The 16,057-nt window shown below is 30.4% G+C and carries 12 protein-coding genes; 1 reads left to right on the top strand and 11 read right to left on the bottom strand.

Translation table 11 applies throughout. The features are described 5' to 3' along the window. Window positions 1-108 precede the first annotated feature (108 nt). From DWX74_RS02440 to DWX74_RS02395, 10 genes are all read right to left on the bottom strand, one after another. Window positions 109-1,500: an aminopeptidase gene (locus DWX74_RS02440; RefSeq protein ID WP_006440624.1), complete on the bottom strand. Its 1,392-nt coding sequence runs from the start codon at window positions 1,498-1,500 to the stop codon at window positions 109-111. Between the two features lie 115 nt (window positions 1,501-1,615). Further along, on the bottom strand, window positions 1,616-3,016 hold the full coding sequence (locus tag DWX74_RS02435; protein ID WP_118548555.1) for a peptide MFS transporter: 1,401 nt from the start codon (window positions 3,014-3,016) through the stop codon (window positions 1,616-1,618). 688 nt (window positions 3,017-3,704) lie between these two features. Further along, complete coding sequence (locus tag DWX74_RS02430) at window positions 3,705-5,093, bottom strand: aminopeptidase (RefSeq protein ID WP_416389957.1); 1,389 nt, start codon at window positions 5,091-5,093, stop codon at window positions 3,705-3,707. Window positions 5,094-5,573: 480 nt separating this feature from the next. Further along, window positions 5,574-6,965 (bottom strand): aminopeptidase, encoded by a 1,392-nt coding sequence (locus DWX74_RS02425; protein WP_118548666.1) that lies wholly within the window; start codon window positions 6,963-6,965, stop codon window positions 5,574-5,576. A 175-nt stretch (window positions 6,966-7,140) separates the two neighbouring features. After that, window positions 7,141-8,547, bottom strand: coding sequence for a peptide MFS transporter (locus DWX74_RS02420; RefSeq protein WP_118548553.1), 1,407 nt, complete (start codon window positions 8,545-8,547; stop codon window positions 7,141-7,143). 724 nt (window positions 8,548-9,271) lie between these two features. Then, window positions 9,272-9,541 carry a hypothetical protein gene (locus tag DWX74_RS02415; RefSeq protein ID WP_040410614.1) on the bottom strand — a complete coding sequence of 90 codons (270 nt, stop codon included), beginning with the start codon at window positions 9,539-9,541 and terminating at the stop codon, window positions 9,272-9,274. A 62-nt stretch (window positions 9,542-9,603) separates the two neighbouring features. After that, window positions 9,604-10,461 (bottom strand): hypothetical protein, encoded by an 858-nt coding sequence (locus tag DWX74_RS02410; protein WP_118548552.1) that lies wholly within the window; start codon window positions 10,459-10,461, stop codon window positions 9,604-9,606. 3 nt (window positions 10,462-10,464) lie between these two features. Beyond that, the gene (locus tag DWX74_RS02405) at window positions 10,465-12,675 is read right to left on the bottom strand and encodes a heavy metal translocating P-type ATPase (protein WP_286164152.1); all 2,211 of its coding nucleotides are present in this window, start codon (window positions 12,673-12,675) and stop codon (window positions 10,465-10,467) included. A gap of 23 nt (window positions 12,676-12,698) precedes the next feature. Then, window positions 12,699-13,076, bottom strand: coding sequence for an HMA2 domain-containing protein (locus tag DWX74_RS02400; protein ID WP_118548550.1), 378 nt, complete (start codon window positions 13,074-13,076; stop codon window positions 12,699-12,701). A 16-nt stretch (window positions 13,077-13,092) separates the two neighbouring features. Then, window positions 13,093-13,653 carry an HMA2 domain-containing protein gene (locus tag DWX74_RS02395; protein ID WP_118548549.1) on the bottom strand — a complete coding sequence of 187 codons (561 nt, stop codon included), beginning with the start codon at window positions 13,651-13,653 and terminating at the stop codon, window positions 13,093-13,095. A gap of 272 nt (window positions 13,654-13,925) precedes the next feature. Between DWX74_RS02395 and zupT the strand changes: the two genes are divergently transcribed. Next, the gene (zupT, locus tag DWX74_RS02390) at window positions 13,926-14,726 is read left to right on the top strand and encodes a zinc transporter ZupT (RefSeq protein WP_118548548.1); all 801 of its coding nucleotides are present in this window, start codon (window positions 13,926-13,928) and stop codon (window positions 14,724-14,726) included. A 73-nt stretch (window positions 14,727-14,799) separates the two neighbouring features. Here zupT and DWX74_RS02385 read toward each other — a convergent pair whose 3' ends face one another. Further along, window positions 14,800-15,831, bottom strand: a complete 1,032-nt coding sequence (locus tag DWX74_RS02385) for a TIGR00341 family protein (RefSeq protein ID WP_118548547.1) — start codon at window positions 15,829-15,831, stop codon at window positions 14,800-14,802. Window positions 15,832-16,057: the final 226 nt, after the last annotated feature.

Genomic DNA, 16,057 nt, shown 5'->3' with positions numbered 1-16,057 from the left:
GCTTATATTTTACTAATTTTATTTATTACAATAAAAAACTGCCTCCTCATAAATTCAAACTCGAATTTAATTTCAGAGACAGTTTTAATATTTTTCAGTTATTTATTTTTATGCATTTTTTAAGAAAGCTTTGTAACCTCTTACTGCTTCATATATGTCTGCTTTGCTTCCTACTTCATATGGGGCATGCATATTAAGCACTGCTACACCACAGTCTATTACCTGCATTCCATAATTAGCCATTATGTAGGCGATTGTTCCACCGCCACCAGCGTCTACTTTACCCATTTCAACCATCTGGTATTCTACATCTGCTTCATCCATTATTTTTCTTAATTCTGCTATATATTCAGCATTTGCATCATTTGATCCATTTTTACCTCTAGCACCTGTGTGTTTATTGAATGTTATACCTTTTCCTAAAAATGCTGAGCTTCTCTTTTCAAATACTTCTGCAAATAACGGGTCATAGCAAGCACTTACATCAGATGATAACATTTTTGAATTCTGAAGAGCTCTTCTTACTTTTACATTTGAATCTCCCTCAGTTAATGCAACAAGTTCTGCTACCATATTTTCGAAGTATTTTGACTGCATTCCTGTTGCACCCATGCTTCCTATTTCTTCTTTATCTACTAGTAAACAGCAAGAAGTTCTTTCTGGATTTTCAACTTCTAACATAGCAAATAATGATGGGAATGAACATATTCTATCATCGTGTCCATATGCAAGTATCATACTTCTATCTATACCACAGTCTCTAGCTTTTCCTGCTGGTACTATTTCAAGTTCTGCTGACTGGAAATCTAATTCTTCCATTCCATATTTTTCACATAATATTTTTAGTATATTTGCTTTTACTGCATCTTTTTCATCTTCTTTTAATTCTGTTTCTGAAAGAGGTTTGTTTCCTATTAATAAGTCTAGGTTTTCCCCTTCTATAACTGTAGCTGCTTTCTTTTCTAACTGAGCTGCTCCTAAATGTATTAATAAGTCAGTTATTACAAATACTGGGTCTGTTGGGTCTTCACCTATATTAACTTCTACAACAGAGCCATCTTTTTTAGCTACTACACCATGAAGTGATAGTGGAGTTGTTACCCATTGATATTTTTTTATACCACCGTAGTAATGAGTGTCTAAATATGCAAATCCATCTGTTTCATATAGAGGATTCCGTTTTACATCTATACGTGGAGAATCTATATGCGCTCCTAATATGTTCATACCATGAGATATAGGTTCTTTACCTATCTGGAATAATGCTAGTGATTTTTTCATACAAGCAGCGTAAACTTTATCCCCTGCTTTTAATTCTTTACCTTCATCTATTACATCTTTGATGTTTTTATATCCTGCTTCTTCTGCCATTTTTATTGATAAAGTAACACATTCTCTTTCTGTTTTACCTTCATCTAAGCATTTTTTGTATTTTTCATTTACTTCTTCTAATTCTTTAAGCTGACAATCATTATATTTTGTCCAAAGATTTTTTGACATTTCAAAAGCCCTCTTTCTTTATTAAATATATTTATTTTATATTCTATCACTAAAAGTATTTTAGTAAAGTGTATATTTAAAGTGTAGCGGATAACCGCTACACTTTTTATCAATATTATTTATTTTTAAATTCATCTAATGCCATTAACTTAACAAGTTTCTTTCTTAATATGAATAGCATTATTGCGAATACTATAAGCACTCCTGATATTGTTCCGAATATCTGAACATATCCCATTGTTGAAGTAAGTCCTGCTAATTTACCTGATAATAGGTTAGCAAAGAAGTTACTTAGATACCAAGCACCCATTGCAAGTGATCCATATCTTACTGGAGCTAGTTTGTTGAACATAGCCATACCTATTGGAGATATGCAAAGTTCCCCTATTGTTAATAAGAAATATGCTAATAAAACGAATAATATACTCATTTTTGCACTTCCATCTAATACACCACCAAGAGTTCTTATTCCTAATATTAAAACTACAAATGCTGATGCAGTTAATAACATACCTAAAGCCATTTTTGTTGGTATTGGTAAATCACCTTTTTCAGTTTTTTCTAGTTTTAACCATAAATTTGCAAGTATTGGAGAGAATGTTACACATAATATAGCATTAAATGATACTAACCAAGGAACTGGTACTGTAAATCCACCTATATTTCTGTTAACTAAGTCATTCATTAATATTGAGAATGAAGTCTGTGTCTGGAACCAAGCAGCCCAGAATAATACGACAAATACGAATAATACAGCCATAGCAATGATTCTTCTTTTTTCTGTTGTTGTTAAAGGCTGATGTTCGTGATGATGTTCTTCTGTTGCTGCTTTTGCTTTTTTGTTAGCTTTTTTATTTGCTGGATATTTACCAACTTCTCCTAACCATTTTGGAGACATAACAGCTATGAAAACAGCTACAAAGAACATTACTATTGATGACATTAAGAATATATATCTATATCCATAAGATAATATTTCTCCACTTGCTGATATTTCGGCAAACCATTTATCTGCTATAAGACCAGAGAATATTGGACCAAAGAATGAACCTATGTTTATAGCCATGTAGAATAACGCATAAGCTGCATCTTTTCTACTTAAATCATCTTGATCGTAAAGAGAACCAACAAGGTTACTTATCTGTCCTTTAAAGAACATACCTGCTAATATAAGGACTAGTAGCCCCATCCATATACCGCTTATTGATGGTTTTGCAAAGAATAGAGTTAAATAACCTAATCCTGTTAGTATTGATCCTAATACTAATGATTTCTGAATTCCTAAATAATTATCTGTTATCCATCCACCAAGAATAGAACCCATATAGTTTACCGCTGTATAAAGACCTATTATTGATGATGCCTTAGCAACGCTAAGACCTAGACCATTAGCACTAACATCTGCTGTTAAGAATAATATAAATACAGATGAAAATGCATATCCACAGTAGCTCTGAAGTGCTATAGAAATATTTACTAGCCAAAGCCCTATTGGATGCTTAGTTTTTTCTGACATAAGATTTTCCTCCTTTAAATATATATATAAATTTTTAATTTATATCCCTTTTACTTTTGGAGCATTTGAACACTTACTTTAAATATTTTTTTATCAATATAAAGAATCTATATTATTTGTAGTTTTACATATTATTATAATTTATTAAGTTTATCATTTTTCAACCTAAAAACACTTTATTATTATTTTATTAAGTTTTATAATAATTTTTAGTTATTTTTATAATCAAAAACGTTTTCTCATCTTTATAGTTATTATATTAACATCAAGAATATTCTTTGTCTATACCCTATTTTTTATCCATAGTTTACATTATATACTTATTTATATATAGGTTTATTTCATTCTAGTTTTACTTATTTAATTTAATATTTTCAGAATATATTTTATTTACTTTCTTATTTTTTTAAATTAGAGTATCTATATTTTCATATATTTTTATGCTTATTAATCATTTATAATCTTTCTAGAACTTAATTTTATTAACTTTTTGTATTTTATATACTTTGTCAAAAGTTATACATTTTTATTTTAATCTATAATATTTTTGTATTAATTTTTTAGCGATAATAGAATACTAATCATATATAAATTCATAAAAAAAGAGACTGCTACAAAATATGTAACAATCTCTCTTATTTATAGATAGGATTTCAAAATAATCTCTGTTTTCTTATTAAATTTTATATTATGCATTTATAAGGAATGCTTTATATGCTCTGTATGCTTCGTATACGTCTGCTTTACTTCCAACTTCATATGGAGCATGCATATTAAGAACAGATATTCCACAGTCTATTACTTCCATTCCATAGTTTGCTGATATGTAAGCTATTGTTCCACTTCCACCTACATCAACTTTTCCGTATTCAACTAGCTGATATCCAACTCCTGCATCATCCATTATTTTTCTTAGATTTGCAATATATTCAGCATTTGCATCATTTGATCCATTTTTACCTCTTGAACCAGTGTGTTTGTTGAATGTTATACCAAATCCAATAGTTGCTGTACTTCTTCTTGTGAAGTATTCTGCGTATAGTGGATCATAACAAGAACTTACATCTGATGATAACATCTTAGAGTTCTGAAGAGCTCTTCTTACTTTTACATTTGAATCCCCTTCAGTTAATGCAACTATTTCAGCAACCATATTTTCAAAGAATTTTGACTGCATTCCTGTTGCACCCATGCTTCCTATTTCTTCCTTATCTACTAAGAAACAGCAAGAAGTTCTTTTTGTATCTTTAACTTCAAGCATTGCAAGTAAAGATGGGAATGCACATATTTTATCATCATGTCCATATGAAGCTATCATACTTCTATCTAATCCACAATCTCTAGCTTTTCCCGCTGGTACTATTTCAAGTTCTGCTGACTGGAAATCTGATTCTTCCATATCATATTTTTCTTTTAATAACTTTAATACATTTGCTTTTATAGCATCTTTTTCATCTTTTAATTCTGATTCATCTAATGGCTTACTAGCTATTAATATATCTAGTTTTTCACCCTCTATAACTGTAGCAGCTGTTTTTTCTAACTGAGCTGCACCTAAGTGTACAAGTAGGTCAGTTACTAAAAATACAGGGTCATTTTCATCTTCACCTATATTAACTTTTACTACACTTCCATCTTTTTTAGCTATTACCCCATGAAGTGCCAATGGTTCAGCTACCCACTGATATTTTTTTATTCCACCATAGTAGTGAGTATCTAGATAAGCTAATCCATCAGTTTCATATAAAGGATTCCGTTTTACATCTAGTCTTGGAGAATCTACATGTGCAGCTAATATATTCATACCATGAGATATAGGTTCTTTACCTATCTGGAATAATGCTATTGATTTATTCATACAACAAGCATATACTCTGTCACCTGTATTTAATTTTTTTCCTTCTGATATAACTTCTTTTAAATCTTTAAATCCAGCTTCTTTTGCTTTTTCAATTGTAAAGTCTATTGCTTCTCTTTCTGTTTTACACTCGTTTAAGCAGTTTTTATACTGTTCTGTAACATCTGATAACTCTTTTAGCTGTTCATCAGTGTATTTGTTCCAAAGATTTTTTTTCATATCCATTTTTATTTCCTCCAATATTTAACCTTATATTATATAATTGCTATTTTAAGCAATCGTTTCCCCCACTTTGTTTATAATAATATCATTTTGTGAATTATATGTCTATATTATCTATTTCTTTTTTAATACTTTTTTATTATTAGTTTTATTTTTTTTGGATATTTGTAGTATTATATTTATTTTTTTAGCATATTATAATTATGCTATCTTTTGTTTTTTAATTTTTCACCCAGTCTTGCATTAAATTATAAGTTTATTTACAATTTTCGCGAAATATATTTTTTATTTTAAAGTACAAATTTTTCTATAACTTATTTTTATAAATAATTCATATTTTTATAATTTATTTTATAAATTTTTATTAAGTATATAATTTTCCCAATTATAATTTACATTTTTATAAAAAAAATACTGCTGAAATATATTCAACAGTATTTTATATATATTTATTTATGTGCAAAGTCTAAGCTTTTATTATGCATTTAAAAGGAAAGCTTTGTAAGCTCTAACAGCTTCGTATATATCAGCTTTGCTTCCTACTTCATATGGAGCATGCATGTTAAGTACTGCAACACCACAGTCTATTACCTGCATTCCGTAGTTAGCCATTATGTAAGCGATTGTTCCACCGCCACCAGCGTCTACTTTACCCATTTCAACCATCTGGTATTCTACGTCAGCTTCGTCCATTATTCTTCTTAATTCTGCTACATATTCAGCATTTGCATCATTTGATCCATTTTTACCTCTTGAACCAGTGTGTTTGTTGAATGTTATACCATGTCCGAAGAATGCTGAACTTCTTTTTTCGAATACTTCTGCGAACATTGGATCGTAGCAAGCACTTACGTCAGATGATAACATTTTAGAGTTCTGAAGAGCTCTTCTTACTTTAACATTAGAATCTCCTTCAGTTAATAATACTAATTCAGCTACCATATTTTCGAAGTATCTTGACTGCATTCCTGTAGCACCCATGCTTCCTATTTCTTCTTTGTCTACTAATAAGCAGCAAGTAGTTCTTTCTGGATTTTCAACTTCTAACATAGCGAATAATGATGGGAATGAGCATATTCTGTCGTCATGTCCGTATGCCATTATCATACTTCTATCTATACCACAGTCTCTAGCTTTTCCTGCTGGTACTATTTCTAATTCTGCTGATTTGAAGTCATCTTCTTCCATTCCGTATTTTTCAGCTAATATTTTTAATACATTTGCTTTTACAGCATCTTTCTGATCTTCTTTTAATTCAGTTTCAGCTAATGGTTTACTAGCTATTAGAAGGTCTAAGTTTTCTCCTTCTATAACCACAGATGCTTTCTTTTCTAACTGAGCTGCACCTAAGTGAACTAATAAATCAGTTACTAAGAATATAGGATCTGTTGGGTCTTCACCTATGTTTACATTAACTACTGAACCATCTTTTTTAGCTACTACACCGTGAAGTGATAGTGGAGTTGTTACCCACTGATATTTTTTTATACCACCGTAGTAGTGAGTATCTAAGTATCCTAATCCATCTGTTTCATATAAAGGATTCCGTTTTACATCTATACGTGGAGAATCTATATGTGCTCCTAGTATATTCATACCATGAGATATAGGTTCTTTACCTATCTGGAATAGAGCTAATGATTTGTTCATACAAACTGCATAAACTTTATCTCCTGCTTTTAATTCTTTTCCTTCAGCTATTACATCTTTGATGTTTCTGTACCCTGCTTCTTCAGCCATTCTAACTGATAAAGTAACACATTCTCTTTCTGTTTTACCTTCATCTAAGCATTTTTTGTATTTTTCATTTACTGCTTCTAATTCTTCAAGCTGGCAAGCAGTATATTTTGTCCAAAGATTTTTTGCCATTTTAAATCTCCCTCTTTCCTCTATATTATTTATTTCAAGATATATATATATATAAAGGTGTAACACTAATGCTACACCTTTTATCTTGCTTAAATTAATATATACTCGCTAAGTGTAGTATATTTTATTATATATGTTTTCTTTTCAGTTTGTTTATATTAAAAATATTTAAATCTTAAGCCTCTTCAAATTCATCAAGAGCCATTAATTTAACTATACCTTTTCTAAGTACTAATAACATTAATGCAAATACTATAAGAACTGCTGATATAGAACCGAATATCTGAACGTATCCCATAGTTGAAGTAAGTCCACCTAGTTTACCAGATATTAAGTTTGCGAAACAGTTACTTAAGTACCAAGCACCCATCGCTAATGATCCATATCTTACTGGAGCTAGTTTGTTGAACATTGCTAGTCCTATTGGAGATATGCAAAGTTCACCTATTGTTAATGCTAAGTAAGCTATTAATACGAATATTAAGCTCATTTTTTTAGAACCATCAACTACTCCACCAAGAGTATTTATACCTATTATAAGTACTACGAATGCTCCTGCTGTGAATAACATACCTAAAGCCATTTTAGTTGGTATAGATAAATCTCCTCTTTTACTCTGTCCTAATTTTAACCATAATTTAGCCATTAAAGGAGCAAATATAACACAAAGTATAGAGTTGTAAGCAACTAACCATGGAACAGGTATAGTAAAGCTTCCGTACTGTCTCTGAACTAAGTCATTCATTAATATTGAGAATGAAGACTGAGTCTGGAACCATGCTGACCAGAATAATACAACGAATACGAATAATATAACCATTGATAATATTCTTTTCTTTTCAGTCTGAGTTAAAGGCTGATGTTCAACAACTTCTTTTTTACCAGCTTCTTTAGCTGCTTTAGCTGCACCTTTACCATTAACTGGGTATTTAGCTACATCTCCTAATAGTTTTGGAGCTGTTAAGTATATGAATATAGATACACCTATCATTAATATACCGTTCATTAAGAATACATATTTATATCCAAATGAAACTATTTCACCTGTAGCTGCTATTTCAGCGAACCACTGATCTGCTATAAGACCAGATATTATTGGACCAAAGAATGCACCTATATTTATAGCCATGTAGTATAATGCGAAAGCCGCATCTTTTCTAGTAAACTCTGTAGGACCGTAAAGAGAACCTATAAGAGCACCTATCTGACCTTTAAAGAACATACCGGCCACTATAAGAATTATAAGACCTGACCATATACCAGCTACTGTTGCTGGAGCGAAGAACATAACGATAAATGCTAAACCATTTAAGAATGAACCTAAAATTAATGATTTCTGAATTCCTAGATAGTTATCTGTTATCCATCCTCCAAATATTGATCCCATGTAGTTTATTGCTGTATAAAGACCTATTATTGATGATGCCTTAGCTACACTAAGACCTAAACCATTCTGCGCAACATCTGCAGTCATAAAAAGTATGAATATAGATGAGAACGCATATCCACAGTGGCACTGTACACCTGTTGCTATATTAGCAAGCCACAGTCCCTTTGGATGTTTTACTTTTTCTGTTGACATAAAAATCCTCCATTTATATTATATATTTCCAATCACATAAGTGATTATAAACAAATCTAGTTCTTTATTCCAATTTGATTTTATGCTATCCGTTTAATTGGGACTCAAATCTCCCTTATTTAAGTCCCAACCATACAATATAAATATTATAAAATCACCCTACTTTTCTATACACAAATCCCTCAATTTGTGATGTCAAGAAGTTAACACAAAATATCGTTTTCACAAAACTTATAAATTCCGTATCAATAATCTTAATTTAAAGTAAAATTCCTTTTATGAAACTTTAAGTAAAATTCCTTTTATGAAACTTTTTGCAATATTATGTTTTCTCCCTGATAGTTTAAATGCTACCACTTATCCAATATACTTGTCTATATTATTTAACATTTCTAGGATATAAGTTTATTATTGTTTATCTATTATCAATATAAAAATTATATCAATCTTGCTAAACAAATTTATTTTTCATAATTTTCCCATATATTTATAATTTTTTATACATTTTTATTTATATACTAATTATTTTCTAGCAACCTACAACTTCATATCAGTGTTTTCAGTTGTTTCATTAATTTTATCCTATGCTTCATTTTTTTCTCAAAAAAAATATTTTTTAGCACAATCAAAAAATAAATCGATGATAGATTAGCTTATAATGTATCATCGATTTATTATTCCTATTCAGCTATATAATTTTTTGATTAATAATTTAAACTATCTTCTACTCAACACAAGCTTCTTTTGGTAATTCATGAACTAACATTTCTTTTTCAGCTATAATATCTTCTATTGTTTCTTTTGTTTCCATAAGCTCTTCAAGACTCATAGCTTCAAATTCCTTGTGATTATCACTCGCTACATTTATTCCCTGATTTCTTAAAAAATTATCTACTTTCTCCTGATTTTTTTTGTATGCATAATACCCAACAGCACATACACCTACACCTACTAATGCACCAGTTAAATGGTCTTTATTTATTCCATTTAGCATATTTACCACTCCTTCTATTATTTAATTTATCAATAAATTTTAATTTATTGCCATATTTTTCACTATTTTATAGCATCTTTGTATAATTTTAAGCTTCTAGTATCCATTCCAATATAAGAATTATCTTCTATTCCATCAGAATATAATCTTCCACTATAGCCAGTCATCCCTCTATCAGAAACCATAAATGATTTTCCCATAGAATTTCTTTCCAATTCTATAAATCTTTCTAAAAATACCCTAATCATACCTGCACCTTTTGACAACTCATTATCTGTCTTTACTGATACATCAAAGTATTTATTTCCGTCTCTATTTTTTAACTCTCTTACAGATATCATAAGTCCACCATAAGATAGTTCAATCAAATGCCTTCCAAATGTAGTCAGCCATGTAACAGCCGACGGAAGTAAAAATTCACCCTTTGTAACAGAATTTATTAAATACATAACAGAAACGACTTCTGGATCAAAATAACCTCTTTCATTTACTTCATTGTATGCATGCTCACCAATAGCTCCAATAGTTGTACCTACAACTGCCCAATTAATAAAATCTGATATTTGTTGGTTCATTGTTATGTACTTAGATATTCCCCCTATTCCGAGCATTACAAGTGAATAACACGCCATTGGAGGTAAATTTTTCTTTTTTGATTCATATATCAATCTTATCGGAATCATATCATAACTCTTTGAATAAAGTGCTATCACTCTGATTATCACTTCATCTTCAGATATACGATATGGATTATATTCTATAAGAATTGATTTTGTTATATCTGTATAATTTGCTTTATATATTTCATCCTTTTTTACAAGATTTTTCATCAATTCCTCTCCATTTCTAAGAGGATGAGAAAGTTTTATTCTTATTCTTCCTTTTATCTTATGTGCGATAACTATAGTGGGATTGTTCATATTTTACACCCCTCTCTCCATATTGAAAAATAACAATCTAAGAGAATTGGCAACTACTAGTATTGTACTTGAATTGTGAAGTACAGCTCCGAAAAATACAGGAAGTACTCCAGCTGCACTAAGTATAAGCCCTACACTATTTATTCCTATTACCATTCCAAAGTTTTCTTTTACCACTTTCATAGTCTTTTTAGATAAATCTATTATTGTAGGTAGCATCATAGGGTTATCTCCCTGTATTGTAATATCTGCTGCTTCCATTGCAACGTCTGTACTTCCACCACCAAGTGCTATACCAACATCTGAGTATGCAAGCGCTGGAGCATCATTTATTCCATCTCCAACCATCATAACTCTAGAGCCATTAGCCTGATATTTTAAGACCTCGTCTGCCTTATCTTTTGGTAGTAGCTCAGCCTTGTACCTATCTACTCCCATAAGTGTAGCAACTTCTTTTGCCTGATTTTCTAAATCTCCTGTTAATAAAAGAATATCGTCTACACCTTGATATCTAATATTATTTATAGCTTTTCTCATATTATCTCTCATCTTGTCTTTTATTGCGATTATTGCAGAAACCTTTCCACTATAAGCAACATAAATCAAATTTGATCCTGCTGTAGATAATTTCTTTTCAGCTTCTTTTACATTTTTAATATCTATTCCTTTTTCTTTTAGGAATATTTTGCTTCCTACATATACTATTTCACCATCTATATCAGTTTCCATACCTCTAGCTATATGCGTTATAACTGGCCCATGTACTGGTATTTCAATTCCTCTTTTTTCTACCTCTGTTATTATGGCTGTAGACATAGGATGAGAAGATGTTTCTTCAGCAGCACCTGCTATTTTTAAAACATCATTTTCGCTTAACTCAGAATCTAATACCTCTATATCTGTAACAGCTGGTTTTCCTTCTGTTAATGTTCCTGTTTTATCAAGTATTAAAGTATCTGAATTTGACATAGCTTCTAAATAGTTACCACCTTTTATAAGGACACCATTCTTAACCGCATTGTTTATCGCAGCAGAAAATGCTGTTGCTGTAGAAAGCTTTATACCACAAGAATAATCTATTATCATCATATTTAAAGCCCTGGCTGGACTCTTTGTAACCATGTAAATTATTCCAGCAAATAAAAAGTTAAACGGTACTAGATAGTTTGAAAACTTATCTGCGTAATCTTGTATTGGCGCTTTTTTAGATGCTGCATCCTCTACTAAATGTATTATTCTAGAAACTACTGTATCATCTCCAGCTTTTTCTGTTTTAACAGTTATATTTCCAGTCTTAACAACTGTTCCTGCAAACACCTTTTCTCCAGGCTTTTTAACAGCTGGAACAAACTCCCCTGTAACAGATGCCTGATCTACAACTGCTTCACCTTCTAGCACTTCACCATCTACACAGATTTTTTCACCAGTATGTATAACTACTTTGTCATCTTTTTCAATATCATCTATAGATACTTTTTTAAGAATTCCATTTTCATCTATTGTCCATACTTCTTCCTCATTTACTGAGAACATTTCTTTTATAGAATTTCTTGTTTTTTCCATTGTGTATATTGTCATAAGTTCTGCAATATCTGATAAAAGAGTTATCATAAGTGCAGACTTATCATTCCCAAGCATTAAACTGGCTGCTATAGATGTAAGTGTAAGAGTATCCGCATTTAATCTTTTATTTTTTATAGCTCCAAATACACCATTTTCAATTAGCCCCTTGTTTAGGTATATAGATGCAAGTGCAGGTAAAGTTAAAAATCTACCATATCTTCCGTATCTATCAACATTATAAATATCTCCCCATCCAAATCTACCTTTTGCCATTGAATATCCAAGTACAGCCGCATTTAATCCTAATCTTTTTAATATATCTGCAGATGTTTCATCATTCTTTTCTGAAATCTCCATATTTGTATTTTGCTGTTCTCTCATAGCTGCAAATACCTTTATATCGTATTCTGCTATTATTCCATCTATAAAGTTTATTACTCTATTTTCATCTACATCTTCTTTATAATTTATAAGAACAGAACCAATAATCGTATTAACAGCTACTGTATCCACAAATGATGATGATTTCATCTTTTCTTCTATCTCATCTTTATAATTTGAAAGGTACTTTAAAGCTTCACATCTAAGTCTAATTCTTCCATTTATTCTATGCTTTATAGTACTTTTTAGTAATAGGTTGTTTCTACCCATTTTCAGTCCTCCCTTCATGAGATTTAAGCTAATTTTTTTATTGCTTCATCAAGTTGTTGCTCAATAGTATCTACGACATATTCTGTATTACTTTCTCCATATTTCTCTATTAAATCTAAATTTCTTAATCCTATTTCTTTTATTACTTCAATCCAATTTAATATTTTTTCTTCGTATACTTTTTTCATATCATAGGTAATTAATATGCTTCCAGTTACTCTATTCACATCTATACTTTCTATTCCGTTCAATTTTTTCAATGCCTGATGTAAATATTTTTCATAAATCATATACTCTTCTGGAATATCCTTTAAAGAAGATACTTTAAATCTAATTCTTCCAGGAATACTGTGAGCTACCTTTATTTTCATTAATTTTGATATAACAATTTTCTTTAACATTCTACACCTCAACAAACTATATTTCTTTATATGCCCATCTAGCCATTGTGTATCCATTTGGAAGCATTCTAGGAGCAGTTCTTATTCCTCTAATTGCAAATATCATAACTGCTATCAAATAGATTGATTTTATATCCAATATTCCCTTAGTCTTGTTGTAAACAGCTAGATTTAACACTTCTTTCATATTTGATAGCTCTCTAGTAACTAAAGCATCTTTTTTCTTATTAATTTCCTCTTCTAAGCTCAAAAGCTTTACAATAGCTGCAGTAAGCATATTCGGATCTATCTGATTATAGTCGTAGTTTATTAAAAGACTTCCTGTTACAGCACTTGCTTCTACATGGCTGATAAATTTCACTTTTGACAACTGACTTGTTATATAATCAGCTAATGTATTATCTCCCTTTAATCTAGGTACTCTATATCTTATTCTACCTTTTATACTATGCTTAACCTCTACCACCCCAATAAAATCAGGAACATTTATATTATTTTTTTTCTTTCCACTAGCATCACCTATGACCTTTCCTGCTAATGTAAGCAATGCCAACCTCATTATTCTCTTCCGATACATTTTCATCCCTCCTCTTACATATGTATTTATAAATAGATTAAATTTGCAAATACAATGTTTTTTATAACATAACATTATACTCTCATTTTTATTGAAATTTCAATACTTTGAGCCTAATCGATATTTTTTATCAACTTCTCTATAACAATCTCTTATTTTTTTAATTTTTTCATTTTCTCCTATCACCTTGACAAAAAAAGTCAAGCATATTATTTTATAATTAATATTCACTTTCATTTATTAAACACTATTTATATTTTAGGAGGTTGATTATGAATAATGTATTGATAGCATTTTGTTTTACACTTGTAGCTGGACTCAGTACTTCTATAGGGAGTCTGATAGCCTTTCTTACAAAGAGTACAAATAAAAAATTCCTTTCTGTAAGCTTAGGTTTTTCAGCAGGTGTAATGGTTTATGTATCTATGATAGAAATTTTTCCAGAAGCTCAAAACTCAATTGCATCTGCTTTAGGAGAACGAATGGGCTCAATTCTTACCGTTGTAGCTTTCTTTGCAGGAATGTTTGTAATAGCTATTATAGATAAATTAATTCCTTCAGAAGAAAATCCACACGAATTAAAGTTGGTTGAAGACCTAGAAAATAAATCAGATAATAATGCAAAACTTTTAAGAACAGGTATGTTTACAGCCCTAGCTATTGCTCTACATAACTTTCCTGAAGGGCTAGCTACATTTGTATCAGCATTAGATGATCCTGCACTTGCACTTCCAATAGTTTTTGCAATAGCAATACACAATATTCCAGAAGGAATTTCTGTTTCAATACCAATCTATCACGCAACAGGTTCAAAGAAAAAAGCATTCCTATATTCTTTTATTTCAGGACTTGCTGAACCAATAGGCGCATTAGTTGGTTGGCTAATACTTATGCCTTTTATGAACGATACAGTATTTGGAATTATATTTGCATCTGTAGCCGGAATAATGGTATTTATATCATTTGATGAATTACTTCCAGCTGCTAGAGAATATGGAGAGCACCATCTTTCAATATATGGCTTGATTTCTGGTATGATGCTTATGGCTGTAAGTTTATTACTTTTTATATAATATAGATATAAAAAACGGGATACTGCAATAATCTGCAATATCCCGTTTTATTATTCTATTAAATTTTTAAATTTTATTCTCTCACAATAAATTGAATTTTATCAAATTTTGTTTCTACATCTATAAATTCTTTTATTTTGTTCTTTTTATCTGCTGAAATATCCTTGCTTAAATATACAATTACATTCAGATTTTCATGCTGCTTTTCTTCACTAGAATCCCATTCCTTCAAATATCCAGCACTAACTTCTGAAACTTCAGGATATATAACGCCCAACTGTTCACTAAGCTTTCCTACATCTAATGAAATTCCACTTATTCCTATTAGCTCTGTTGTATCTTCTTTTTCCTTTTCAACCATCTTCATGGCAAAAATCAAACTAGGAATTATTATTATAGCAGTATTTCTGATAAGGACTGCTCTAAATTTCTTTTTCCGCTCATCATCTCTTTCAGTCTTTTGAGGTACCTTCATAATTAAAAGACCTATTATTGTCGCTAAACAAATAAAATATGTATTTATTATAAATAGATAAAGCGCACCTGCAAAATACTTAAACGACTTTATAGCTATACCGTATCCCGCTGTACAAAGAGGCGGCATAAGTGCTGTAGCTATTGCAACACCTGGTATTACATTTGATTTTTCTTTTCTAGTAAATCCTATTATTCCTGCAAATCCACCAAAAACAGCTATTAAAACATCCCATATTGTAGGTGTAGTTCTAGCTAAAAGTTCTGGTGAAGCTGTTGTTATTGGAGTTATTGTAAAATATATTGCAGAAGTTATAAGGCACGTAATTACCTGGAATAAAAGTCCTAAAATAGAGTCCTCTGTTTCATCTATATCACCAGTTGCTATTCCATATCCTATAGCCATTATAGTACCCATAAGTGGCGATATAAGCATCGCACCAATTATAACTGCAGTTGAGTTCATATTAAGCCCGATTGATGCTATAAATATTGCAAAAATCATTATACAAAGATTTGTTCCTCTGACTTCTCCACCGCTTACTATTCTTTCATGTATTTCATCATAAGAAGCTGTATCACCATGTATACTAAAGGCTAACTTTAAAACATGTTTTATATGTTCTTTCATTATCTCTCACTCCGTTCTTATTGAAAATTCATCCTTTTATTATATTATTTTTTACAAAAAATAGTCAAGTTGCTTCTTATTTATATATTAAGCTATCTTGATCGTCATATTTTCTCATTTACCGCCATTATTTTCTTATTTGATAAAAATTGTCATTTTTATCACTATTTGATTTTTCTTTTCTATTGACAATGATTATTACTTTTTGTTATCTTGTTATTGTAGA

Origin of the sequence: Peptoclostridium sp. AF21-18, assembly GCF_003478825.1 — a bacterium.
Lineage (GTDB): Bacteria > Bacillota > Clostridia > Peptostreptococcales > Peptostreptococcaceae > Peptacetobacter.
The sequence above is the reverse complement of the archived record's forward strand: the minus strand, read 5'-3'. Positions and strand labels throughout refer to the sequence as shown.